We start from the raw sequence: 24,220 nt of genomic DNA, 5'->3' as shown, positions 1-24,220 counted from the left end.
GGTTAAGAATTGCCCCCTATGAATGTTCAGCCCATCGGCCAGTCTCGATCTGGCACCTGCTGCTGATTCGCGGGTGCCACGAAGGTGAGCGCATGGAGCACACGCCCCCGCCGAGCGCCGCTCACTCCGCGGCCAGCCAACAATTTCGCTGGGCGCTGCGCAGCTGCCGGGTCCGACGGGGACTGACCCAGCGGGCACTGGCGGACCTGGTGCGGTTCAGCCGGGAGACGGTCGCGGCGGTGGAGTCGGGCCGCCGCTTCGGCAGCCACGAGTTCGCGGTGCGCTGCGACGACGTGCTCGACACCGGCGGCGTGCTGGCGTCGCTGTGGCCGCAGGTCGCGGCCGAGCAATTGGCGGCCGACGGCCGACGGGGCCCACGATCGGCGGAGCAGGCGCGACTCGATCCGCCGGTGCCGCGCCAGCGGGGTCGGCGCGACGCGCGCGACCCGGGCGCCGTGGTGGACGCCATCGACGAGCTGCGTGAGCTGATCGGCCAGGTGCTCAACAGCCAGCCGGAGGCGGACGACCCCGGGCCGCGCCGCGCGCCCGAGCACCTCGACGACAAGCGCTGAGCGCGGCGTCCGCGACCGACCGCTGGGACGCCACCGGCCGCTGACTGTGGGTACAGATGCTGGTACGGCCAGTTTGTACCACCGCCAGGTCTGGCCTCCGAGCGCGGGTTCCGGCGGAATGGGACTTGCATTCGGCAAGGTGCGTATAGACCGTCATCGACGAGTCGTGGGAGTCAATCTTGGCGTCGAGCACGAGGTCCCACGCGGCCCGACCCTACCCGAGGGGTCGTCGCGCCTGGAAGATCGCCGGACGGATGCGGCTCATCGTGGCAGCGCCCCTGGTGGCCGTGATCGGGTTCGCCGGCCTCGCGCTTACCGAGAGCGCGCGCCAGACGACCCGAGCCAGCGACCTGGAGGTGGTGGCACGCCTCGGCGCCGAGGCCGGCGACCTGGCGTACCGGCTGCAACGCGAACGCGTCGCCGCCGCCGACCTGCTCACCCACCCCGACGGGCAGCAGCAGGACGCCTTCGGAGTCGAGCTGGCCGCCACCGACGCCGCCGTCGCGCGGTACCGCCGACAGCGCGACCGGGTGCCCGCCGACGCCAACGCGGCGCTCCTGCGCCGCGTCGACGCGGCGTTGGACGGCCTGTCCCCGCTGCGCACCCAGGTCCGTACGGCCGAGCACGCCTCGGTGTCCGCGATGACCTTCAGCTACCGCATCGCGATCGCCGACCTGATCACCTTCCGGGAGAACGTCTCGCACGGCGTCGTCAACGCCCGGCTCGCCGACGGCATCCGGGCCTCGGCCGCGCTGTCGAAGACCGCCGAGGCGATCGGCCAGCAGCAGGTCGCCGTGCTGCGCGCCGCCGCGGCCGGCGAGCTGACCCCCGCCACCCAGCAGGACATCACCGCGGCCCGCACCAGCTACACCGAGTCGAGCCTGTCGTTCCTGGCCCTCGCCCCGGCCGAGTGGAGCATCTGGTGGGAGCAGGCCGGCAGCGGTAAGGAGGCGCTGGCCCTGCAACGGATGCAGGACGAGGTGTCCCGCGCCCAGCCGGGCACGCCGCTGCGCCTGGCGACCGCCGACTGGGTGTCCACCACACAGCAGCGCGCCGCCCGCCTCGCCGACCTGCGGGGACGCGTCGACGTCGCGGTGCTCGACGACGTCCGGGCCGCCCACGCCGACCAACGCCGCAGGGCCGTGGCCGAGGCGGTCGGCGTGCTGCTGGCGCTGCTGCTGACCGCCCTGGTGACCTGGGCCGTCGCCCGGCAGATCACCCGCCGGCTGCGACGCCTGCGCGACGCGGCCAACGCCGTCGCGTTCGAACAACTCCCCGCCGTGGTGGCTCGACTGCAACGCCCCGACAGCGCCAGCGTCGACCCCGACGAACTGGCCCGCCAACAATCCACCGCCGCCCTCGAACCCTCCAGCGACGACGAGATCGGCGAGCTGGGCCAGGCGTTCAGCGCCGTACACCAGGCCGCCGTGCGGACCGCCGCCGAACAGGCGGTCATGCGCGCCAACACCGCCGACATCTTCATCCACCTCAGCCGGCGCGAACAGCGGCTGGTCGACGCCGTCCTCGCCCAGGTCGACCGGGTCGAACGCGACGAGACCGACCCCGACCGCCTGCACCAGCTCTACACCCTGGACAACCTGGCGACCCGGATGGGCCGGATCAACGCCAGCCTGCTCGTGCTCGGCGGCGTCGGCGTCGGCCGGGTACGCCAACACGACGTACCGCTGCAACAGGTGCTCCAGGCGGCCCTGTCCCAGATCGAGCACTACGCGCGGATCCGGCTCGGCATGGTCGACGGCGACGTCGCCGTGGCCGCCAAGTCCGTCGACGAGGTCGTGCACCTGCTCGCCGAACTCATGGACAACGCGACCGCGTACTCGCCGCCGGCCAGCGAGACCTGGGTGAGCGGCCGCAGCCTCGGCGACCGGGTCATCATCCAGATCAGCGACGAGGGCGTGGGTCTGCCCGCACAGCGGTTGCAGCAGCTCAACGATCTGCTGGCCCGGCCACCCGCCATCGACGTCGCCGCCGTGCGGGCCATGGGGCTGGTCGTCGTGGGCCAGCTCGCGGCCCGCCTGGGCGCCAGCGTCCAACTGCGTCGCGGCCCCCGCCGCGGCACCCTCGCCGAGGCGACCCTGCCCGCCGCGATCATCCGGTCGTTGCCGCCGGAGGAGTACCTGCTCGCGCCCGGCCGGCTGTCGCGGCGGGCCGCCCGCACGTCCGCACCCCCGCCGTACCGGCCGGGGCCGACCGCCGGGCACGCCCCCGCGGCGCGGCCCCTGCCGGCGGCGCCCGTGTTCCGCCCGACGCCCCGCGCGGACCCCGATGACGCGCCGACCGAGGAGCTGCTCATCTTCGAACAGGTCAACCACTGGTTCCACGCCGATGACGTCGACGCCTCCGACGACAGGCAGTGGTCCAGCCCCGCCGACGACGCCTGGCGTACCGCCGCTGCGGCGCACACCCCCGACGTGGCCGCGACCACCAATGCCGGCCTGCCCAAACGACAGCCGCAGCGGCACCTGGTGCCCGGCGGCGTCATCACGCCCCCGCCACAGCAACGCTCCGAATACCGGGACCCGGCCCAGGTCGCCACCGCGATGGCCGCGTACGCGCGCGGAGTGGCGGCCCGCCGGCGGACCCCGATCAACCTCGGCAACTCATGACCGACAGGGAGGGCACGTGACCGACCACCAGGACCTCGGCTGGCTGCTGGACAGCTTCGCCGAGCGCGCGACCGAGGTCAGCCATGCGATCGCCATCTCCAGCGACGGCCTGATGGTGGCCGCAACCCGCGACCTCCCGCCGGACCGGGCCGACCAGCTCGCCGCGACAGGCAGCGGCCTGGTCAGCCTGCTGCGGGGCGCTGCGGCGTTCTTCGACGCCGGGGCGGTGATCTCCAACGTCACCCAGCTCGAAGGCGGCTTCATGTTCTCCATGGCCTTCAACGACGGGGCGTCGCTGCTGGTGCTCGCCGCACCCGAGTGCGACGTCGGCAAGGTCTCCTACGAGATGACGGAGCTGGCCAACCGGATCGGCGACGCGTTGACCCCCGCGGCCCGTGCGGCGCTCGCCCGCAGCCGCTGACCCCCACCGCCCGACCCCTCCCCTTCCCCTGGAGACGACATGTCCCTCACCACCCCCGCGCGCAGCCGTGCCCTCACCGCCGGGCTGCTCGCACTCGTGCTCAGCGCGAGCACCGCCTGCGCCGCCGACGAGCCCGGCACGACCGGCGGCGGATCCATCAAGATCGGCCTGCTCGCCTCGCTGTCCGGGACGTACCAGTCCGTCGGCAAGGAAATCCGCGACGGCTTCGAGCTGTACCTGGACACGCACGACGGCAAGCTCGGCGGCCGGCAGGTGGACCTCGTCGTCGCCGACGAGGGCAACGGCGCCGCGACCGCCGTGCCGGCGGCGACCAAGCTACTCAAGCAGGACCGGGTGGCCGCACTCACCGGCATCGTCGGCGGCGGGTCGGTCGCCGGCGTCTACCCCCTGCTGCAGGAGACCAAGGTCCCGCTCGTCGGCTCCAACGGCCGGCCGGAGATCAAGGACGTCTCCCGGGTCTGGCACACCTCGTACCTCTCCGACGAGCCGGGCGCCGCGATCGCCCAGCACGTCCGCGACAACGTCAAGGGCTCGGTGTACGCCATCGGCCCCGACTACCAGGGCGGCTGGGACGAGCTGCGCGGCTTCACCGAGGCGTTCGCCAAGGCCGGCGGAACGCTCGCCAACCCCGACGGCAAGACCACCTTCACCCCGTTCCCGGCCACCACCAACTTCACGCCGTACTTCGCCCGGATCAAGGCATCCGGCGCGCAGGCGGTCTACACCTTCTACGCCGGCAGCGCCGCCGTCGACTTCGTCAAGCAGTACGCGCAGTCCGAGATCAAGGACGTCCCCCTGTACGCGGCGGGGTTCCTCACCGAGGGCGGCGTGCTCAACGCGCAGGGCGAGGCGGCCCGGGACATCTTCTCGGTGCTCAACTACTCCCCCGACCTCGACAACGCCGAGAACCGTGGCTTCGTCGCGGCGTGGAAGGCCAAGCACGACGGATCGCCCACCACGTACGCCCTTGCGTCGTACGACGCGGCGGCGGTGCTCGACCGGGCCATCGGCGCCGCCGGGGACGACCCGACGCCGGAGGCGATCAACGCCCAGATCGGCAAGCTCGGGCAGATCGCCAGCCCACGCGGCGCGTGGCAGTTCTCAGGAGTCACCCACTCGCCGGTGCAGAAGTGGTACCTGCGTCAGGTCCGCCAGGACGGCCGGGCGCTGTCCAACACCGTCGTGGGTGACCTCGCGACCATCGGCCGGTGATCGCGGTGGCGGCCGGCCCGAACCGGATCGACCCGTACGTCATCCCGGCGCTGGACGGTGTCGCCTACGGGCTGCTCGTCTTCGTGGCGGCGGCGGGCCTGGTCTTCTGTTTCGGCGTCGCCAACATCCTCAACCTGGCGCACGGCATGTTCTACGCGATCGGCGGCTACACCGCGGCGGCGGTGTTCGACGGCGGCTGGGCGAGTCTGGCCCTGGCGCTGGGGGTCGGCGTGCTGGCCGCCGCCGCGGCGGGTGCGCTGCTCGCCGGCCTGCTCACACCTGTCGCCGCCGGCAACCATCTCACCCAGGCGCTGCTGACCTTCGGGGTGGCGCTGGCCGGCGGCAGCCTGCTCGTCGCCGGCTTCGGCCCCGACGATCCGCAGGTCCTGGTGCCCGCCGCCCTCGACGGGTCGGTACAGGTCGCCGGGCACCGCTACGCCGCGTACCGGCTGGTGTTCATCGTGGTGGCGGCGGCGCTCGCCGCCGGGCTCTACCTGACGGTGCGGCGGACCCGGGCCGGGATGCTGGTCCGCGCCGCCGTCGACGACCCGGAGATGGTCTCCTGCCTGGGCGTGAGCCCGGCGCGGATCAGGGTGGGTGTGCTCGCCGCCGGTGGCGCGCTGGCCGGCGCGGCCGGCGTCCTGGGCGCGCCCATCATCGGCCCCGGCGCGGACACCGCCGACACGGTGCTACTGCTGTCGCTTGTGGTCGTCGTCCTCGGCGGCCTCGGGTCCATGGTGGGCACCCTGCTCGCGGCGCTGGCGATCGGGGAGATCCAGACCCTGGGCGTAGCGCTGCTGCCGTCCGCCGCCCCGTTCCTGCTGTTCGCCGCCATGGCCGCCGTGCTCGCCGTGCGGGCACGCGGCCTGGCCCTGCGGTGGGCGGCGACGTGAGGGACGAGGTGCTCCGTCGGGTACGCGCCGCCGTCGCGACGCTCGTCCTGGCCGGCCTGGTCGTGGCGCCGTGGGTGGTGGACGACTACACCTCGGCGATTCTCGCCCGGACGCTGGCGCTGGGCCTGGTCGGAGTGAGCGTGGCACTGCTCACCGGTGTCGCCGGCATGCCCACCCTGGGCCAGACCGCGCCGTACGCCGCCGGCGCGTACGCCAGCGCGGTGCTCGGCAGCCAGGTCTCCGACGTCGGCGTCGTGCAGGTCGCCGTGGCGGCGCTCGCCGGGGCGACGCTCGCCGCCGTGACCCTGCCGTTGGTCGTTCCGGCCCGGGGCGTCATCGTCCTGATGATCACCCTGGCCGTCGGCGAACTCGCCGTGACAGTCCTCGGGCGCTGGCGGTCGGTGACCGGCGGGACGGACGGCCTGGCCGGCATCGCCGGGGTCCGTCCCTTCTGGGGACTGCCGGTCCTGGCCACCGACCAGGCCCGCTACCTCTACACGCTTGTCGTCGTGGCGACACTCGTCGGCGCGGTCCTGCTGCTGCTGCGGACCCGGGTCGGGCTGCTGCTACGCGCCGGCCGGGACGACGAGATGCGGCTGCGGGCCAGCGGGCACCGCGTGCCGCTGTACCTGTCCGGCGCGCACGTCGCCGCCGGGGCGATCGCCGGCGCGGCCGGCTCCCTGCTCGTCGTCGCCCAGCAGTACATCTCCCCCGCCGACTTCGGCTTCGACACCTCCGCCCTGCTCCTGCTCGGCGTCGTCATCGGCGGCACCGCGTCGGTCGGCGGCGCGCTGGTCGGGGCGGCGCTCGTCATCGCCGTCCGCGACTGGTTGTTCGGGGTGCTGCCCGGTCACGCGCCGCTGGTGCTGGGCGCGCTGTTCGTGGCGACTGTCTACCTGCTGCCCACCGGCGTCACCCGGGCCCGCCGCCCGCGTCCGGTCTTCGCGCCGCGCCCACCGGACGCCGCTGCGACCCGCGACCGCGAGGCGACGTCGGAGCTACGCGTATGAACTGCCTGCTGAGCGCCGAGAGGATCAGCGTGCGGTACGGCTCGCTCGCCGCGCTCACCGACGTCGACCTGTGCGTGCACGACGGTCAGCGGCACGCCCTGATCGGGCCCAACGGGGCCGGCAAGACGACACTGCTCAACGTGCTCGGCGCGACGACACGGCCGCAGCGCGGCACGGTGCGCTTCGCCGGACGCGACGTCAGCCGGCTCGGCCCGGCGGCGCGGGCGCGGCGCGGCATCAACCGGACCCACCAGCGACCGGCGGTCTTCGCGACCCTCACCGCGATCGAGAACGTCGAGGTCGCCGCCCTGCCCCGAACGATGCGACGCCGCAGGTGGCGGCCCGGTGGGACCCGGGGCGCGGCCCGCCAGGCCGCCGCCGGGCTGCTCGACCAACTGGGCCTGTCCGATCTCGCGGCGGTGCCCGCCGGTCACCTCGCCCACGGGCAGCGTCGGCAGTTGGAGATCGCGATCGCCCTCGCCGGCCGTCCGCGCCTGCTCCTGCTCGACGAACCGGCGGCCGGCCTGTCGGCCACCGAGGTCGCCCGGCTGACCGAGCTGCTGGCGGCGCTGCCCCGACGGGTAGCCGTGCTGCTTGTCGAGCACCACCTGGACCTGGTGTACGCCCTCTGCGACACCGTCACCGTGCTGCGCGACGGCCGGACGGTGGCCGCCGGCACACCTGACGAGATCCGTACCTCGCCGCTGGTGCGGCGGGCCTACGCCGACGGGGTGTCCTGATGCTGTACGTGGAGCGGCTCTGCGCCGGCTACGCCGGGGGAATCGTGCTGCACGAGGTGGACCTGCGGGTGCACCCGGGCAGCATCCAGGCCGTGGTGGGCCGCAACGGGGCGGGCAAGAGCACGCTCGTGCACACCATCGCCGGGCTGGTACGCGCCTCCAGCGGACGCATCGAGATCGGCGGCGTCCACGTGGCCGGACGGCAACCCCACCGGGTCGCCCAGTCCGGCGTCGGCCTCGTCCCGCAGGGCCGGCGGGTCTTCTCCCGGTTGACGGTGGCCGAGCACCTCGTTCTGGCGGCGTCGCCGTGGCGGGCCGCGACACCCGGCGGTGAGGGCTGGACGGTGCCCCGGATCCTCGAACTGCTGCCCCGGCTCTCGGCACGGCTGCGCCACCGCGGCTGCGAACTCTCCGGCGGCGAGCAGCAGATGTTGGCCATCGCCCGCGCGCTGCTCGGTCAACCACGGGTGCTGCTGCTCGACGAGCCCTGTGAAGGGCTCTCCCCCGATCTGGCCGCGCGGGTCCGCGACCTCATCGGTCAGCTGGCCGCCGGCGGGTTGACGGTGCTGCTGGTCGAGCAGCAGCTCCGCCACGCGATCGAGGTCGCCGACCGGGTGGCGGTGCTGGAGTACGGCCGGGTCGTCTACGACCGGCCGACCGTCGAGGCGCGCAGCGACCCGGGTCCGCTGGAGGCGATCGTGGGCATCGCTGCCACGCCGCCCTCCCCGGCCAACCGATCGACCCCTCGGCTCTGGGCCGACACCCCGTAGGTCACCCGTTTCCTCTCGGAGAGGCAGAAGACGATGGCGACTCCCACAAGCGATGGCGCGTACACCTTCGACAACGGCGCACCGGACGCGGTCCCGCAGATGCGGGCGCTGGAGTCCTTCCTGGACCCGATCACGATGCGTCGCCTGGCCCGCCCGGTGCTGCGCCTCGGCTCGACCTGCTGGGAGGTCGGGGCCGGTGGCGGCTCGATGGCCCGACGGATCGCCCGCGCGGTCGGCCCGGACGGCGGCGTGCTGGCCACCGACATCGACCCCACGCACCTGCGTGCCGACGGCAACCTGACCGTACGGCGGCACGACGTCCGCACCGACCTTCCGCCCGGCGACGCGTTCGATCTGGTCCACGCCCGTCTCGTGCTGCTGCACCTGCCCGAGCGCCGACGGGTCCTGCGTACCCTCGTCGGCGCGCTGGCCCCCGGCGGCTGGCTGCTCGTGGAGGAGTTCGACTGCACCACGCCGGTGCGGGTGTTGAACGCGCCGAGCGACGACGCGGCGAAGCTGTTCACGCAGGTGATGGACGCGATGATGGAGGTGTTGCAGGAGCACGGCGCCGACCTGGGGTGGGCGCAGGACGTGCACACCGAGATGATCCTCGCCGGCCTGATCGAGGTGGACACCAGCACCCACTCGCAGAGCTGGGCCGGCGGGTCGACCGGTGCGTCGCTCTACGAGACGAACTCCCGTCAGCTGGAGCCGGACCTGCTGGCGGCGGGGCTGTCTCCCCAGCAGCTCACCGCCTTCCGTCGACTGCTGCGTGAGCCCTCGTTCGCCGTCATGTCGTACCACTTCGTGTCGACGCGCGGCCGCCGGGCCAGCTAGGCCACGGGTGCGGCCCGCCGTGCGTGGCGGGCCGCACACCCCCTAGAGCGTCCTAGGAAACAACTGCGGCGCAACCGCGGCGCCGACCCGGACAGCTCGGTCAGTGACGGCCGACGAAGATGCCGATGCCGTTGGCGACCGCGCGCTCCGTACCGTCGGAGGGGCTGTTGCGGGCGGTGGCCGCCGCCTGGCCCGGCTCGCGGACGGCGATCGTGGTCGAGCCGCCGCCGTCCAGGTTGACCGCCGCGTCCGCGCCGAGAGAGCGCAGCACGTCGGCCAGCTCGGCGATCGTGAGGCCGGCGCTGGCCGGGGCGCGGCCGGCGAGCGCGACGAGGTACACGGTCCTGCCGTCCGGGCTGACGCCGGCCGCGCTGCGCACGGCGGCGGTCCTGGTGTCGAGGCCCGCGAGGGGTACGCCGTCGCGCAGGATCGGCGCACCGCCGACCGCGAACGTCAGCTTGGGCGCCCCGGCGGAGGCGAGCTTCTCGTGCACGCTCACCCGGTCGCCGACGGCCAGGTCGTCGAGCGCGTCCGCGCCGCCCTCGCGGCCGACGAGCACCTCGGTGTCGGCGGGGATCGCACCCGCGCCGGGCGTCTGGCCCACAGCGGTCACCACTCCGCGGCGGATGGTCACCTCGTACGTGTGGGTGCTGCACGGGTCGTTGCGGCTGGTGTCGCTGCCGCAGGTCGAGCGAACCCGGGAGGCCGTGCCCCAGGCGGAGGTGAAGAGGCCGACGCCGCCGACCGGGAGCGCGTACTGGTTGAGGCCGCCCAGGGCGATCGCGTGCGTCCCGCTGCGGACCTCGCCGGTGAGGCTCAGGGTGTCGACACGCGCCTCGCCGTTCACGCCGACGCCGAACACGTCGCGGGTCGAGGTGCCCGGGGCGAGGCCGGGGCCGAAGCGTTGGGCGGTCGGCACGGCGAACTTGAGCTGCTCGCCGTCGGCGATCTCCGGGCCGGAGGACGATCCGGTCGGTGCAACGCCGGCGTGCGTCTCGCTGATGTTGAAGAAGTCCCCGTTCACGCCGGCGATGGCGCCCTGGGCGTTGGTCATCGCCGAGACGACCTGGCGCTGCGCCACGGTGTCCGGGTGCAGGAGGTCCAGCGAGACCTTGTTCTTGCGCAGGTCGGCGGTGAGCAGGTAGCCGACGGCGGCGCCGCGCGGGGTGTCCACCTGGAACGAGCCGTACGTGACGCCCGGGGCGAGCTGCTCGCTCGACGTGACCGTGACCGGGGCCACTGACGCCGACGTCGTCGTCGCGATCCGGGCGGCTTCGGCCGGCGTCGCGAGCGTGCTCAGCCCTGCGGCGAGCAGCAGTGCCAGACCCGGGCGTACGAGGTGCGATGGCCTCATCGCCGTTCCTTTCCTTCGGTGCGGTTGCGGGCCGATGCCCGCAGGTTCCACGCCGGACGGGCGAACTGGCCCGAACCGCGGCGATCTTCCTGGCCAGCCGATCACCCGACGGTGAACGCGAGGGACTGTCGACGTGAACCGCCCACACGGTCTTGATCAATTACGGGCGACCGGAGGGCGTGCGACAGCTGTCGCACGCCCTCCGTGGACGGTGTCCTGGTCAGCGCAGGACGCCGATGCCGGTGAACGACCTGTCGTACTCGGGGAACGACTGGTTCGTGTACGGCGCGTGGATCCAGGTACGCACCGAGTTGGCCGCCGTGTCGATCTCGACCAGCCGCACCGGGTTCGTCGTGTTGGAGTGGAACGTCTGGAGGAACGAGTAGATCTTGTTGCCGTTGACACCGGTGTCGACCCGGTTGCCGGCGACGCCGACGTGCCCGGAGAAGACGAAACGGATGTTGGCGTACTGCTTGACCAGGTTGTCGAAGAGATACTGAGGGCTGGTCGCGCCGTACGACGCGCTCTGCTCGATGGCACCGCTGCCGTCGATGTAGTCGTGGGTGACGACGATGACGTTGTGCCGGGGGTGGGCGGCGACGACGGCGCGGGCCCAGGCGACGGCCTCGACCCGGGGCCAGAGTTCGAGGGTCAGCACCATCCACTGCGCGCCGCCGGCCGAGAAGGTGGAGTACGAGTTGTCGACCTTCCCGCTCTCGAACTGCCCCTGCACCGCGCCGTACTGGCCGACGGTGAAGAACTGGTTGAACACCGTGGTGTCCCGGACGAGCTCCCGGGTGTGTGCCGGGTCGCGGGCCGAGCCGCCGACGCCAGTCGCCTGGGTGTCGTGGTTGCCGATCGCCAGCGCGTACGGGATGCCGGCGGCCTCGATCGGGCGCATCGCGTCGCGGGCGATGACGTACTGGGAGTGGTCGGGGGTGTCCCAGTTGACCATGTCACCGGAGGAGGCCACGAAGCGCAGGTCCAGTGCGGACCGGTTGCGCACCAGCCAGTCCGTACGGTTGCGGAACCGGGTGTCCGCACTGTTCAGCACCTCCTGCTGGGTGTCCGGCAGGACGGCGAAGCTGAAGGTCGTGTCCGTGGCGCCCGGGGTCTCCATCCGCGCGTACGCGACGTGGACATTGCGGTCGCAGGACTCGGCCCGGAAGTCGTTCACGAACTGGATCCGCACGGTGTGCTGACCCGCCCCGACCGCCGCGCCGACGGGATAGGTGCCGTAGGCGGTCGCGCTGACGATGGTGGTCTGGCCGACGCTGACGCCGTCGACTGTCACCCGTACGGTCGGCCACCCCTGGCAGTTGTCACCAATCGCGCCGATCAGCACCCGCCCGGAGCCTGTGACGCTTGTCTGCGCGTAGCTGGAGTTGCCCCAGAGCGAGGCGTGCGTGCCGGAGGTGGGCGTGGGGGTGCCGGTCGCCGTGCGGATCGCGCCGTCGACGACTGTGAACGGCGAGGGCTCGGCGGCGCTCGCCGTGCCGCCGGCGAGCGCGCCTGCCGCCACCGCGACAACAGTCGCCGCGACCGCCGCCACGAACGCGGATCTGCTTCTTCTGGTCAACACCGCTCCATCCTCTCGACGTCGGTACCCGTTGAGCTGGGCAGACAGAGCGTAGGGATGATCCGTGCGATACATATGAATGTATGACAGACGCCTGCCGTATCGGAGGTGGCCTCTTCGTGGCGGGCCAGCCGGCCCCCAATCGTCGCCAATGTCCGCAAAGACCTCGAAGCGGACATCTGGGCATCCAGGCCGAGGATCGGGCGGAGATCCGGCACTCGCGCCCTGACAGCCAAAAAGTTTTGTGGGGTTCCTACAACAGAGCGACTGTCGGTTCGGCGGTTGCACCATGGCGCTGTCCGCCGAGAGCCGGAAAAGTGACCACTGCCGGGAGCCGTCGACTCCCGGCACGCACATATGGTCTACCAAAGGGGTCAGTCGGGTGTTCAACCGTGTCGCCATCGTCAACCGTGGTGAAGCCGCCATGCGGCTCATCCACGCGGTCCGGGAGCTGGCCGCGGAGACGGGCAGCCGGATCGAGACGGTCGCCCTCCACACCGACGTCGACCGTACGGCCACCTTCGTGCGCGAGGCGGACATCGCGTACGACCTCGGGCCGGCGTCCGCCCGCCCGTACCTGAACCTGGCGACGCTGGAGCGCGCCCTGATCGAGACCGGGGCCGACGCCGCGTGGGTCGGCTGGGGCTTCGTCGCCGAGGATCCGGCGTTCGCGGAGCTGTGCGAGAAGATCGGCGTCACGTTCGTCGGGCCGAGTCCCGAGGCCATGCGCCAGCTCGGCGACAAGATCGGCGCGAAGCTGATCGCCGAGGAGGTCGGCGTGCCTGTCGCGCCGTGGAGCCGCGGCGCCGTCGAGACGCTGGACGCCGCTCGCACGGCGGCGGCCGAGATCGGCTATCCGCTCATGCTGAAAGCGACGGCAGGCGGCGGCGGACGCGGTATCCGCGTGATCACTAACGAGACCGAGCTCGCCGACGCGTACGAGCGCACCAGCCAGGAGGCGGCGCGGGCGTTCGGCAGCGGGATCGTGTTCCTGGAGCGCCTGGTCACCGGCGCCCGGCACGTCGAGGTCCAGGTGATCGCCGACGGCCAGGGCACCGCGTGGGCGCTCGGCGTACGCGACTGCTCGGTGCAGCGGCGCAACCAGAAGGTCATCGAGGAGTCGGCCTCACCGGTGCTCGACGCGTCCCAGGCGGCCGAGTTGAAGACCTCGGCGGAGCGGCTCGCCGTGGCGGTCGGCTACCGGGGAGCCGCGACAGTCGAGTTCCTCTACCACCCCGGCGATCGGCTGTTCGCGTTCCTGGAGGTCAACACCCGCCTGCAGGTCGAGCACCCGATCACCGAGCTGACCACCGGATTCGACCTGGTCAAGGCACAGCTGCACGTCGCGTCCGGCGGCCGGCTCGTCGGTGAGCCGCCGGCCGAGCGCGGCCACGCCATCGAGGCTCGGCTCAACGCCGAGGACCCGGACCGCGACTTCGCACCGTCGCCCGGCCGCATCGCGCGGCTGGACCTGCCCGCCGGCCCCGGCATCCGGGTGGACACCGGCGTCAGCGAGGGCGACACGATTCCGGCCGACTTCGACTCGATGATTGCGAAGATCATCGCGTACGGGCGCGACCGCGACGAGGCGCTCGGCAAGCTGCGGCGGGCGATGGCCAACACCACGGTGATCATCGAGGGCGGCGCGACGAACAAGAGCTTCGTGCTCGACCTGCTCGACCAGCCCGAGATCATCGACGCCAGCGCCGACACCGGTTGGATCGACCGGGTCCGGGGCGAGGGCCGACTCGTGACGCACCGGCACTCAGCGGTCGCCCTGGCCGCCGCCGCCATCGAGTCGTACGAGGAGGAGGAGCGCGCCGAGCGGCAGCGGCTGCTGTCGACGGCCGCCGGTGGCCGCCCGCAGGTGCAGCACGCCAGCGGGCGGCCGCTGGACCTCAAGCTGCGCGGCGCCACCTACCGGATGCGGGTGGCGCGGATCGGGGCACACCGGTTCCGCGTCGGCATCGAGGCGGGTGGCACGGTGCACACGGCCGACGTCGAGCTGGACCGCTTCGACAGGCACACCGGCCAGATCGTCGTCAACGGCATCCGGTACCGCCTGCTCACCGGCACGCACGGGCCGACCCACCTCGTCGAGGTCGACGGTGTGACGCACCGGGTCAGCCGCGACGAGGGCGGCGTCCTGCGCTCCCCCATGCCCGCGCTCGTCGTCGCCACGCCGCTGGAGGTGGGCGCCGAGGTCGAGGCGGGCGCGCCGGTGCTGGTGCTGGAGGCCATGAAGATGGAGACGGTGCTGCGCGCGCCGTTCCGGGCCCGGCTCAAGGAGTGCGCCGTCGCGGTGGGCAGCCAGGTGGAGGCCGGCGCACCGCTGCTGCGGCTGGAGCCGCTCGCCGACGAGGCCACCGAGGCCGCCGCCGCCCCGAGCGCCGACACCGTCGAGCTGGACCTGCCCGCCGCCGACGACAACGCGGGGGCGTACGAGCGCAGCAGGCGCGGCCAGGAGGACCTGCGCGGCCTGCTGCTCGGTTTCGACGTCGACCCGCACGACGACCGCCGGGTGCTCGACGACTACCTCGTCGTGCGGCGGTTGGCCGCCGAGGACGGGCACCGGCAACTGGCCGCCGAGGTGGACCTCGTCGACGTGTTCGCCGACCTGGCCGAGCTGAGCCGCAACCGGCCGACCGGCGAGGACGGTGGCGCCCACGTCCGCAGCGCCCGGGAGTACTTCCACACCTACCTGCAGAGCCTCGACGTGGAGCGGGCCGGCCTGCCCGACGCCTTCCAGGCCAGGCTCGCCAAGGCGCTCGGCCACTACGGCATCACCGACCTGGAGCGCTCCCCCGGCCTGGAAGCCGCCGTGTTCCGGATCTTCCTGGCCCAGCAGCGTGCGTCCGCCGACGCCACGGTCGTGGCGGCCCTGCTGCGCGAATGGCTGCGGGAGACCCCGCCGGACGAGTCGCTGCGCGAGCCCGCCGGTCTGGCGCTCGAGCGGTTGATCGCCGCGACGCAGGTCCGCTTCCCCGCCATCGCCGACCTGGCGCGGGGTGTCGTGTTCGCGTGGTTCGCGCAGCCGCTGCTACGCCGCAACCGTGCCCGCGTCTACGCCCAGATCCGGGCGCACCTGCGGCACCTGGACGCGCACCCGGACGCCCCCGACCGCGCCGAGCGCATCGCCGAGATGGTCCGCAGCACCGAGCCGCTGGTGCGTCTGCTCGGCCAGCGCCTCGTCCGTGACCACCTGGACAACACGGTCATGCTGGAGGTGCTCACCCGCCGCTACTACGGCAACAAGGCCCTCACCCGGGTACGGACCCGCGAGGTCGCCGACTGCGCCTTCGTGGTCGCCGAACGCGCGGACTCCAGTGTGGTCTCCGCGGCGGTGAGCTTCGACGCGCTGGGTGGCGCGCTGCGTGGGCTCGCCGAGCTGGCCGGCGACGAGGACTCCGTCGACGCCGACATCTACCTCGGCTGGGAGAACCAGCCGGAGGACTTCGACGCCATGGCCGCCGCGCTGCTCCAGGTGCTCGCCGCGCATCCGTTGCCGGCGCAGGTCCGTCGGCTCACCGCCACCGTCGCGGGTCGTGGCGGTGCGGTCATGCACCACCACTTCACCTTCCGCCCGTCCGACGGCGCGATGGTGGAGGACCGGCTGATCCGCGGTCTGCACCCGTACATCGCGCAGCGGATGCAGTTGGAGCGGCTGCACAAGTTCGACCTGACCCGGCTGCCGTCGTCCGACGAGGAGGTCTACCTCTTCCAGTGCGTGGCGCGGGAGAACCCGGCCGACGAGCGTCTCGTGGCGTTCGCCCAGGTGCGCGACCTGACCGAGCTGCGCGAGCAGGACGGCCGGCTGGTGGCGCTGCCGACCGCCGAGGACGCGGTCGCGGCGTGCCTCGACTCGATCCGCCGGGCGCAGTCGCGGCGGCCGTCGAAGACGCGCTTCACCACCAACCGGATCGTGGTCTACGTCTGGCCGCCGAGCGAGCTGACCCGCGAGGAGATGGAGATGATCGCCGGGCGCGTGCGCCCGACGACAGTGGGCGCCGGCCTGGAGGAGATCCTGTTCGTCGCGCGGCAGCGCGACCGTCGCACCGGCGAGCTGACCAAGATCGCGGTACGGATCTCGTTCGACGCCGCAGGCGGCGCCGAGCTGGCCGTCGGCACCCCGCCGGTCGAGCCGGTGGAGCCGCTCGACGAGTACCGGCTGAAGGTGCTGCGGGCCAGCAGCCGCAACACGGTGTACCCGTACGAGTTGACCAGCCGGCTCGGTGAGTTCGTCGAGCACGACCTGGACGACGCGCACGCCGGGCACGATGGACTGTGCTCGTCTCCGCCCAACACCGGCTCCGGCTGCGCTCAGTCGCTGGTGCCCGTGGACCGGCCGAAGGGGCGCAACCGGGCCGCGATCGTCGCCGGTGTCGTCACCACGCCTGCCACGCTGCACCCGGAGGGTGTCACCCGGGTCGTGCTGCTCGGTGACCCGACGAAGTCGTTGGGGGCCCTGTCCGAGCCGGAGTGCCGGCGGGTGATCGCCGCGCTGGACCTGGCGGAGCGGATGGCGGTGCCGCTGGAGTGGTGGGCGCTGTCCGCCGGAGCCCGGATCTCGATGACCTCGGGCACGGAGAACATGGACTGGGTGGCCGCCGCGCTCAAGCGGATCGTCGAGTTCACCCAGGCCGGCGGCGAGATCAACATCGTCGTGGCGGGCATCAACGTCGGCGCGCAGCCGTACTGGAACGCCGAGGCCACGATGCTCATGCACACCAAGGGCGTCCTGGTGATGACGCCGGACTCGGCGATGGTGCTCACCGGCAAGCAGTCGCTCGACTTCTCCGGCGGGGTGTCCGCCGAGGACAACTTCGGCATCGGCGGCTACGACCGGGTGATGGGGCCCAACGGGCAGGCGCAGTACTGGGCGCCGAACCTGACCGCCGCGCGGGACGTGCTGATGGCCCACTACGAGCACACGTACGTCGCGCCCGGCGAGGACGCGCCGCGGCGGGCGACCACCACCGACCCGGTGGACCGCGACGTCTCGAGCTTCCCGCACGACGTGGCGGGCAGCCCCTTCCGCACGGTCGGTGAGATCTTCTCCGCCGAGGCCAACCCGGACCGCAAGAAGCCGTTCGACATCCGGACGGTGCTGCGGGCCCTCGCCGACCAGGACCACCCGGTGCTGGAGCGGTGGGCGGGCATGGCCGACGCCGACACCGCGGTCGTGCAGGACGCCCACCTCGGCGGCATCCCGGTGTGCCTGCTCGGCATCGAGTCCCGGTCGGTGCCGCGGCGCGGATTCCCGCCCACCGACGGCCCGGACACCTACACGGCGGGCACGCTGTTCCCCCGCTCGTCGAAGAAGGCCGCGCGGGCCATCAACGCGGCAAGCGGCAACCGACCCCTGGTCGTGCTGGCGAACCTGTCCGGCTTCGACGGCTCGCCCGAGTCGATGCGCAAGCTGCAACTGGAGTACGGCGCGGAGATCGGCCGGGCGATCGTGAACTTCCAGGGTCCGATCGTGTTCTGCGTGATCTCGCGCTACCACGGCGGCGCGTTCGTGGTGTTCTCGAAGGCGCTGAACCCGAGCATGACGGTGCTCGCGCTTGAGGGGTCGTTCGCCTCGGTGCTCGGCGGCGCTCCCGCCGCGGCGGTGGTGTTCTCCGCGGACGTCAACGCCCGTACGGCCGCCGACGAGCGGGTGCGGGCCCTGGAGGCCCGTGTCGCCGCCGCGGCCGGCACCGAGCGCGCCGCGCTGGCCGCCGAGCTCGACGAGCTGCGCTCATCGGTGCGGGCGGAGAAGCTCGGTGAGGTGGCCACGGAGTTCGACCGGGTGCACAACATCCAACGTGCCGTCGAGGTCGGCTCGGTGGACGCCGTCATCCGCGCCGCCGAGCTGCGTCCGCGCGTCATCGAGGCCATCGAGGCGCGTCTGCGGTAGGGCGCTCCCTCGTCGAACCAGCACAGTGGGGACGGCACCGACTCATCGCGGTCGGTGCCGTCCCCACTGTCGTGAGCGGACGTACCGTCGAAACTTTCATCCGACGACTGTCCACAGCCGGGCAGCTCACCCGACTCTTTTCCGGAAGTTTTCAGAGTTGACGGGGCCCATCGACGGCCATAATGTTTCGAACGAGTTCCGGTCCTCGTCCCGCCCCGCACCCTCCCTTTGAAGATCGACACTTGTCGATTAATTCCGAAAGGTAGGCAGATGAAGCCACGACGGTGGATCAGCGCCGGCGTCGTCGCCGTCGCGACCGCTGCGGCGTTGAACGCGATGCCGGCCACCGCGAGCCGGCCGTACGACCCGACCGCGCAGACCCTCGCCGCTCTCGGCCAGCGCCACGGGCTGAAGATCGGCACCGCTGTGAACGCGACAGCCCTCAACGACACCGGCGACCCGCAGTACCGCCGGCTGGCCGCCTCCGAGTTCTCCTCGGTCACTGCCGAGAACGCGATGAAGTGGGAGAGCCTGGAGCCCACCCGGGGCACCTACGACTGGACGGCCGCCGACCAGCTCGTCGAGTTCGCCAAACGCAACCGCCAGGCCGTCCGCGGCCACGTGCTGGTCTGGCACAGCCAACTGCCCGCCTGGCTGACCAACGGCGTCGCCGACGGCAGCATCAGCAAGCAGGAGCTGCGCGAGCTGCTGCGCAAGCACATCACCACAGTCGTGAAGCGCTACCAGGGCAGGATCTGGCAGTGGGACGTGGTCAACGAGGCGGTCAGCGACCCCTGGGACACCCCGTCGACGTTGCACTACAAGGGCTTCTGGGCGCAGAACCTCGGCCCCGACTACATCGCCGACGCGTTCCGCTGGGCCCGCGCCGCCGATCCCAGGGCGCTGCTGTTCTACAACGACTACAACATCGAGGCGTTCGGCTCCGGCAACCCTGCCGACGACAAGACGCAGTTCGTCTACGACATGGCCAAGAGGCTCCGCGCGCAGGGCGTCCCGATCGACGGCGTCGGCTCGCAGGGCCACCTGGGAACCCAGTACGGCAACTTCGACACCCTCCAGGTGACCGACGCCCTGAAGCGGTTCGCCGGGCTCGGTCTGGCCACCGCGTTCACCGAGGTCGACGTGCGCAGTGAGATGACCGAGGCGGTCCGGGCCGGCAACTCCGCCGAGATAAACCCCCGGTTGCAGGCGTCGGCAGCCAACTTCAGCGTGCTGATGAAGGCGTGCCTCGCCGTGCGCACCTGCCTGTCGTACACCGTGTGGGGTTTCAGCGACAAGTACTCCTGGGTGCCGGAGTGGTTCAACGACCCGCCCGAGGGCCTGGCCACCATCTACGACGAGAACTACCAGCCCAAGCGGGCGTACCAGGAGTTGAAGTCCGACCTGATCTTCGCTGGCCCGCCGTACGTCCTGCCGCGCGTCGCGCCCAGGCCGCACCGCTGAACCGGCACGGGTCGTGCGGGGTCCACCCTCCCCGCACGGCCCGTGTCAGCGCGGCGCGCGTGCTCGGTGGCCCCGCCACCGGGGGTGGGAAATTCGCTGCCGGTTGTCGAAGGGGAGGTGGTACAAAGCCGCGGTGGAAGAGACTCTGGAGTTCGCCGACCTGTTGCGGTTGATGGACGAACGATCGACCGCTTTCCGGGCGGCGGTCGCCGCGGCACCCAGCCTCGACGTGCGGGTGCCGACCTGTCCCGAGTGGACGTTGTTCGACCTGGTGCAGCACCTGGGCGAGGGTCGCCGCAGGTGGGCCGCCATCGTGGCCGCGGGGCCCGCCGACGCTCCGCCGGAGATGACCGCCCCTGAGGCGCCCCGGGAGCGCGAGGCCCTGCTGGCCTGGTTCGCCGCGGCGACGGGGGAGCTGCTGGACGCGCTGCGGGAGGCCGGCCCGGATCGTGGTTGCTGGACGTGGTGGGGTGACTCGCAGTCGCCGCAGACCGCCGGTGCCGTCGCCCGGCACCAGCTCCAGCAGGTCGCCGTGCACACCTACGACGCCCAGGTCGCCGTGGGCGCCCCGCAGCCGCTGCCGGACGAGGTGGCCCTCGACGGTGTCGACGAGTTCGTGACCACCTGCGTCGCGACGACGATCGCGTGGCCGCACGAGCCCGCTGTCGTCGACTACCACGCCACCGAGGGCCGAACCTGGCGGCTCTGGTTCTCCGCCGACGGCGCCCGGGCCGCCCGCCTCCCCACGCCGGTCGCCGGCGAGCGCCCGGAGACGGCCTATGTCTCCGCCCGGGGTACGGCCAATGAGCTTGTCATGTTCTGCTACGGCCGCATCGCGATGGACTCGCTGGAAGTCGACGGCGACCGGCGCGTCTTCGACCAACTGATCGCCTGGGAGCCGGAATAGGACGGCGACGACGGCCCAGCGGCGTCACCCGCGCTGCGGCCAGGCTGGTCGATCGATGACCAGGGCCGCCGAGGTGATCAGCGCCGAGCGACCACGCCGCCGACGACAAGATCACCGACACCCCCGTGCTCCAGCAGCTACGTCGCGGTGGAGCGACCGGGCAAAGCTTGATCATGTGATGGAAAGTAGGTGCTAGAGGCGTTCCTGGCCTACTTTTCATCACATGATCATGAGCCGTGACGACCAGTCGCTGTGCCGCGCGAGTGTCATGACGCCAGTTTCGGAATCATCCGGGCTGCCACGTCTGCGGTCAGCGCGATTGCCCAGTCAAGCTGTGGACAATCATTGCGACCTTGACACTCCAGGCACCCACCTACTCGCCATGGCCGGTCGAGTGCCCGAGTCCAGTGTGCGTCGAGCACCCGCTTCGCCATGAACAGTTCGGTTGCCTTCGACACCGGTTCGTCTATCGACATGATCGGCACCTTCCCCACGATGATTGGGTCCCACCTGAGCGAGCCCGTTGTGCTCCCTCAGGTGGGCCTGCCGCCAGGAACCCAGGAGTTTGCCGAAACCAGGGACCTACGGAGATCGAGTCATGCCGACCGAGAGAGTGGACTACCGGCGCATCGCCAACGAGATAGCCGAGAAGATCAAGTCCGGAGAGCTTGCGCCGGGCGAGAAGCTACCGTCCACACGAGAGCTGGCCGACCAGCACGGTGTGCACATCTCCACGATCAACCGGGTCACGACAATCCTCAAAGATCGCGGGTTGGTCGAGGGACAGCCCGGCAAGGGTGTCTACGTGGCCGAGGCTGGGCAGTCCGACTAGGTCTCACTCGACGGTCCAGCCGGCAGCCGCGTCCCCAACCCCACGTCCCACGGGCACCACCCGGCTCCAAGGCCGCGTTGCCGCCGAATGCGGCGCAGGCCCGAGTTGTACAGGCGAACGACATCCGCACCCGGTCGAAATGAGGTGCTTGGTGATCCCGATGCCTGCCAGGCTGCGCCGCATGGACCTTCGTCTTGAGCCTTGGTCGGAATCCGCGCTCGACCTTCTGCGCCGGATCAACACTCCGCAGATGCGTCGTCACGTCGGCGGCCCTGAGCCGGAGGAACAACTGCTTGCCCGGCACCGCCGGTACCTTGCCATGCCGGCAACTGGTCGCGGCTGCATGTTCGCCGTACTGCTCGGCGACGAGATGGTCGGCAGCATCGCCTATCACCGACGCACCTGGCAGGGTGAGCAGATTTTCGAGACCGGCTGGAACGTCCTACCGCCCTACCAGGGCCGAGGCATTGCCTCCGCAGCCGGCGCCACCCTGATCACTATCGTCCGCGAGGTCGCCCGCCAGCCCGACGAGCCCCACAGCCTGCACGCGTTCCCCGCAGTCGACAACGCCCCTTCCAACGCGCTCTGCCACCGCCTCGGCTTCGCCCTCCTCGGCCCCTGCAATTTCGAATATCCGCCGGATAGCGGCTCGCTGATGCGCAGCAACGACTGGCGCATCGACCTCGCGGACTCCGGCCGGCCCGCCGTCACGCCGCAGCGCGACCGCCTGTGCTCTCGGCATGGGCCCTACACGAGTGATTCCTAGCCCTGGCTGGGCGGTGGGCGCAGCCGGCGGCCGTGACCGTCCGTCACCTTCTTGGGGGCGGATGCGGTCGTCAGCGATATACCTCAGAGTCATATTCATACCTCTGCGGTATACCGCTCAACAGCACATCGGCTCGCCGAGCAGCCACAGCGGATGGCCAGCGCCGGTCGCCGCAACCCAAGCCCCGTCTTGAGTCAAGCGTCTTACTCGTCCGGGGCGGCGCGCTCGGACGGGTCGGCGGATGACCGAGTAGGAGACGCTGGTCAGGGCAGCAGGATGACGTGCAACTGGCGGGGGCCGTGCACCCCTTCCACGCGGATCAGCTCGATGTCGCTTGTCGCCGACGGGCCGCTGATCCAGGTCAGTGGACGGTGTGGCGTCAGTCGGGCGAGGGCCTCCGGCACGGTGGCCACAACCTGGTCGGCGCGGACGACGCACACGTGCCGGTCCGGCAGGAGGCTGAGCACCCGGCGTCCCTGGTCGGGCGAGGCGTCGAGGACGACGGTTCCGGTCTGGGCGACGGCGACGGCGGCGGCGGTGACGACAGCGTCGGCGGCGCCGATCCGCGCGTGGTCGAGGCCGTCGTCGGGCAGCGCGGTCACCGTCGGCGGCAGCCAGGCGTGCGGCAGACCCGGCGGTACGACGACGGTGCCGCCGTCCGGCAGGAGGTCGGCGATCGTGTCGGCGACAGCGGCCTCGGCGACCCGGTGCACGTGCGCCCGGTAGTCGGTGAGCCGCTGCGCCAACTGGTCGAGGTCCACGGCGGCGGCCTGCCGGTAGTCGCGTGGCACGTCGACGGGCGCGGCGGTGTCCGCGGCGAGCGCGGCCCGCAGCCGGCCGAGGACGAGGTCCCGGGAGGTCACCGCCCGGCCCACCATTCGCGGAACGTCTGCGCCGGCGGGTCCGGCAGGTCCCGGCTGGCGGTCCAGCCGTTCAGCGGCGGCGGCAGCCCCCGACCACGCCTGCCGGCGAGCCGGCTCAGCCGCGCGGCGCGCTGCCCGGCCGCGTACAGCCGGGGTCGGTCCATCGTGTACGCGGCCGCGGCCATCGCAATCGACTCGGCGGTGGGCCGCTGTCGCGACTCGACGGCCTCGGCACGCAGGTGCACGAGTAACTCCGGGATGTTGATTTTGACCGGGCAGGCGTCGTAGCAGGCGCCGCAGAGCGTCGACGCGTACGGCAGGGACGCGTTGTCCTCGATGCCGGTGAGCTGGGGCGACAACACCGCACCGATGGGCCCCGGGTACACCGACCCGTAGGCGTGGCCGCCGGCGCGCTCGTAGACCGGGCACACGTTGAGGCACGCCGAGCAGCGGATGCACCGCAGCGCCTGCCTGCCGACCTCGTCGGCGAGCACCGCGCTGCGCCCGTTGTCGAGCAGCACGAGGTGGAACGTCTGCGGCCCGTCGCCCGGGGTCACACCCGTCCACATCGAGGTGTACGGGTTCATCCGCTCCCCGGTCGACGCCCGTGGCAGCAGTTGGAGGAAGACCTCCAGGTCGCGCCAGGTCGGCACCACCTTCTCCACGCCCATCACGGTGATGAGGGTCTCCGGCAGGGTCAGGCACATCCGCCCGTTGCCCTCGGACTCCACCACGGCCAGGGTGCCCGTCTCGGCGACGGCGAAGTTCGCGCCGGACACCGCCACAGGCGTACTCAGGAAGGTTTCGCGCAGGAACCGGCGCGCGGCGGCCGCGAGGGCCGTCGGGTCGTCGGTGAGCGCCTGGTCGACGCCGGGCATCTCGCGGAGGAAGATCTCCCGGATCTCGGCCCGGTTGCGGTGGATCGCGGGCACCAGGATGTGGCTCGGCCGGTCGTCGCCGAGCTGCACGATCAGCTCCGCGAGGTCGGTCTCGACGGCCGTGATCCCGGCCGCTTCGAGGGCCTCGTTGAGGCCGATCTCCTGGGTCGCCATGGACTTGACCTTGATGACCCGGTCCGCGCCGGTCGCCCGGACGAGGTCGGTGACGATGCGGTTGGCCTCGACGGCGTCCGCCGCCCAGTGCACGACCCCGCCTGCCCCGGTGACCTTCTCTTCGAGCTGTTCCAGCAGGTCGGGCAGGCGGCGCAGGGTGTCGGCCTTGATGGCCGCGCCCGCCGTGCGTAACTGCTCCCAGTCCGACTGTTCGGCGATCACCCCCGCGGACTTGGCCCGGATCGTCGTCGTGGCGTGGCGGAGGTTGCGCCGCAGTTGCGGGTCGGCCAGGCTACGCCGCGCGGCGGTCGGGAACGACTCGTCGCCGCGCAGGTGCCCCACGCCGGCCGGCGCGGTCACCGGTGGCATGGCCCCGGGCATGCCGAGGAACGTCCGGCGGG

General features: G+C 72.0%; 18 protein-coding genes. 14 read left to right on the top strand and 4 right to left on the bottom strand.

The window, feature by feature from the left end:
• The first annotated feature begins 92 nt into the window (after positions 1–92).
• From ACLQ26_RS23975 to ACLQ26_RS23935, 9 genes are all read left to right on the top strand, one after another.
• Complete coding sequence (locus ACLQ26_RS23975) at positions 93–572, top strand: helix-turn-helix transcriptional regulator (protein WP_425746567.1); 480 nt, start codon at positions 93–95, stop codon at positions 570–572.
• A 254-nt stretch (positions 573–826) separates the two neighbouring features.
• Positions 827–3,199, top strand: a complete 2,373-nt coding sequence (locus tag ACLQ26_RS23970; protein ID WP_425746566.1) for a sensor histidine kinase — start codon at positions 827–829, stop codon at positions 3,197–3,199.
• Positions 3,200–3,215: 16 nt separating this feature from the next.
• Positions 3,216–3,620, top strand: a complete 405-nt coding sequence (locus tag ACLQ26_RS23965) for a roadblock/LC7 domain-containing protein (RefSeq protein WP_007460021.1) — start codon at positions 3,216–3,218, stop codon at positions 3,618–3,620.
• Positions 3,621–3,659: 39 nt separating this feature from the next.
• On the top strand, positions 3,660–4,853 hold the full coding sequence (locus ACLQ26_RS23960) for an ABC transporter substrate-binding protein (RefSeq protein WP_425746565.1): 1,194 nt from the start codon (positions 3,660–3,662) through the stop codon (positions 4,851–4,853).
• Positions 4,850–5,746 carry a branched-chain amino acid ABC transporter permease gene (locus ACLQ26_RS23955; protein WP_425746564.1) on the top strand — a complete coding sequence of 299 codons (897 nt, stop codon included), beginning with the start codon at positions 4,850–4,852 and terminating at the stop codon, positions 5,744–5,746. Before ACLQ26_RS23960 ends, ACLQ26_RS23955 begins: the two co-directional genes overlap by 4 nt.
• On the top strand, positions 5,743–6,756 hold the full coding sequence (locus tag ACLQ26_RS23950) for a branched-chain amino acid ABC transporter permease (protein WP_425746563.1): 1,014 nt from the start codon (positions 5,743–5,745) through the stop codon (positions 6,754–6,756). The genes ACLQ26_RS23955 and ACLQ26_RS23950 overlap by 4 nt, the downstream gene beginning before the upstream one ends.
• A complete protein-coding gene (locus ACLQ26_RS23945; protein ID WP_425746562.1) occupies positions 6,753–7,496 on the top strand; it encodes an ABC transporter ATP-binding protein in 744 nt (247 codons plus the stop codon). The genes ACLQ26_RS23950 and ACLQ26_RS23945 overlap by 4 nt, the downstream gene beginning before the upstream one ends.
• Positions 7,496–8,266, top strand: a complete 771-nt coding sequence (locus ACLQ26_RS23940) for an ABC transporter ATP-binding protein (protein WP_425746561.1) — start codon at positions 7,496–7,498, stop codon at positions 8,264–8,266. Before ACLQ26_RS23945 ends, ACLQ26_RS23940 begins: the two co-directional genes overlap by 1 nt.
• A gap of 33 nt (positions 8,267–8,299) precedes the next feature.
• The gene (locus tag ACLQ26_RS23935; RefSeq protein ID WP_425746560.1) at positions 8,300–9,103 is read left to right on the top strand and encodes a class I SAM-dependent methyltransferase; all 804 of its coding nucleotides are present in this window, start codon (positions 8,300–8,302) and stop codon (positions 9,101–9,103) included.
• A gap of 100 nt (positions 9,104–9,203) precedes the next feature.
• Here ACLQ26_RS23935 and ACLQ26_RS23930 read toward each other — a convergent pair whose 3' ends face one another.
• Both ACLQ26_RS23930 and ACLQ26_RS23925 read right to left on the bottom strand, forming a co-directional pair.
• Positions 9,204–10,457 carry a phosphodiester glycosidase family protein gene (locus ACLQ26_RS23930; RefSeq protein WP_425746559.1) on the bottom strand — a complete coding sequence of 418 codons (1,254 nt, stop codon included), beginning with the start codon at positions 10,455–10,457 and terminating at the stop codon, positions 9,204–9,206.
• Positions 10,458–10,677: 220 nt separating this feature from the next.
• Positions 10,678–12,039, bottom strand: a complete 1,362-nt coding sequence (locus ACLQ26_RS23925; protein ID WP_425746558.1) for a carbohydrate-binding domain-containing protein — start codon at positions 12,037–12,039, stop codon at positions 10,678–10,680.
• A 379-nt stretch (positions 12,040–12,418) separates the two neighbouring features.
• On the opposite strand from ACLQ26_RS23925, the gene ACLQ26_RS23920 reads away from it, so the two are divergent.
• The 5 genes from ACLQ26_RS23920 to ACLQ26_RS23900 all read left to right on the top strand — a co-directional run bounded on the left by ACLQ26_RS23920 (position 12,419) and on the right by ACLQ26_RS23900 (position 21,904).
• On the top strand, positions 12,419–17,935 hold the full coding sequence (locus tag ACLQ26_RS23920) for a carboxyl transferase domain-containing protein (protein ID WP_425746557.1): 5,517 nt from the start codon (positions 12,419–12,421) through the stop codon (positions 17,933–17,935).
• Positions 17,936–18,205: 270 nt separating this feature from the next.
• A complete protein-coding gene (locus ACLQ26_RS23915) occupies positions 18,206–19,399 on the top strand; it encodes an endo-1,4-beta-xylanase (RefSeq protein WP_425746556.1) in 1,194 nt (397 codons plus the stop codon).
• A 133-nt stretch (positions 19,400–19,532) separates the two neighbouring features.
• Positions 19,533–20,306 carry a maleylpyruvate isomerase family mycothiol-dependent enzyme gene (locus ACLQ26_RS23910; protein WP_425746555.1) on the top strand — a complete coding sequence of 258 codons (774 nt, stop codon included), beginning with the start codon at positions 19,533–19,535 and terminating at the stop codon, positions 20,304–20,306.
• A 598-nt stretch (positions 20,307–20,904) separates the two neighbouring features.
• The gene (locus tag ACLQ26_RS23905) at positions 20,905–21,138 is read left to right on the top strand and encodes a GntR family transcriptional regulator (RefSeq protein ID WP_007459982.1); all 234 of its coding nucleotides are present in this window, start codon (positions 20,905–20,907) and stop codon (positions 21,136–21,138) included.
• A gap of 181 nt (positions 21,139–21,319) precedes the next feature.
• The gene (locus ACLQ26_RS23900) at positions 21,320–21,904 is read left to right on the top strand and encodes a GNAT family N-acetyltransferase (protein ID WP_425746554.1); all 585 of its coding nucleotides are present in this window, start codon (positions 21,320–21,322) and stop codon (positions 21,902–21,904) included.
• A gap of 263 nt (positions 21,905–22,167) precedes the next feature.
• Here the strand turns inward: ACLQ26_RS23900 and ACLQ26_RS23895 are convergent, their stop codons facing one another.
• Together ACLQ26_RS23895 and ACLQ26_RS23890 are read right to left on the bottom strand one after the other, a co-directional pair.
• Positions 22,168–22,767, bottom strand: a complete 600-nt coding sequence (locus ACLQ26_RS23895) for a LutC/YkgG family protein (protein ID WP_425746553.1) — start codon at positions 22,765–22,767, stop codon at positions 22,168–22,170.
• Positions 22,764–24,200 carry a LutB/LldF family L-lactate oxidation iron-sulfur protein gene (locus ACLQ26_RS23890; protein ID WP_425746552.1) on the bottom strand — a complete coding sequence of 479 codons (1,437 nt, stop codon included), beginning with the start codon at positions 24,198–24,200 and terminating at the stop codon, positions 22,764–22,766. Before ACLQ26_RS23890 ends, ACLQ26_RS23895 begins: the two co-directional genes overlap by 4 nt.
• Positions 24,201–24,220: the final 20 nt, after the last annotated feature.

This window comes from Micromonospora sp. DT43 (genome assembly GCF_049841645.1).
Lineage (GTDB): Bacteria > Actinomycetota > Actinomycetes > Mycobacteriales > Micromonosporaceae > Micromonospora.
This window is presented reverse-complemented; position numbering and strand designations above follow the sequence as displayed.

What these genes read in the sequence shown, in the direction of transcription:
- ACLQ26_RS23890 (WP_425746552.1), bottom strand. Translation starts at nt 24,200, where the DNA reads ATGCCCGGGGCCATGCCACCGGTGACCGCGCCGGCCGGCGTGGGGCAC.
- ACLQ26_RS23960 (WP_425746565.1), top strand. Translation starts at nt 3,660, where the DNA reads ATGTCCCTCACCACCCCCGCGCGCAGCCGTGCCCTCACCGCCGGGCTG.
- ACLQ26_RS23940 (WP_425746561.1), top strand. Translation starts at nt 7,496, where the DNA reads ATGCTGTACGTGGAGCGGCTCTGCGCCGGCTACGCCGGGGGAATCGTG.
- ACLQ26_RS23930 (WP_425746559.1), bottom strand. Translation starts at nt 10,457, where the DNA reads ATGAGGCCATCGCACCTCGTACGCCCGGGTCTGGCACTGCTGCTCGCC.
- ACLQ26_RS23970 (WP_425746566.1), top strand. Translation starts at nt 827, where the DNA reads ATGCGGCTCATCGTGGCAGCGCCCCTGGTGGCCGTGATCGGGTTCGCC.
- ACLQ26_RS23905 (WP_007459982.1), top strand. Translation starts at nt 20,905, where the DNA reads ATGCCGACCGAGAGAGTGGACTACCGGCGCATCGCCAACGAGATAGCC.
- ACLQ26_RS23915 (WP_425746556.1), top strand. Translation starts at nt 18,206, where the DNA reads ATGAAGCCACGACGGTGGATCAGCGCCGGCGTCGTCGCCGTCGCGACC.
- ACLQ26_RS23900 (WP_425746554.1), top strand. Translation starts at nt 21,320, where the DNA reads ATGGACCTTCGTCTTGAGCCTTGGTCGGAATCCGCGCTCGACCTTCTG.
- ACLQ26_RS23945 (WP_425746562.1), top strand. Translation starts at nt 6,753, where the DNA reads ATGAACTGCCTGCTGAGCGCCGAGAGGATCAGCGTGCGGTACGGCTCG.
- ACLQ26_RS23975 (WP_425746567.1), top strand. Translation starts at nt 93, where the DNA reads ATGGAGCACACGCCCCCGCCGAGCGCCGCTCACTCCGCGGCCAGCCAA.
- ACLQ26_RS23935 (WP_425746560.1), top strand. Translation starts at nt 8,300, where the DNA reads ATGGCGACTCCCACAAGCGATGGCGCGTACACCTTCGACAACGGCGCA.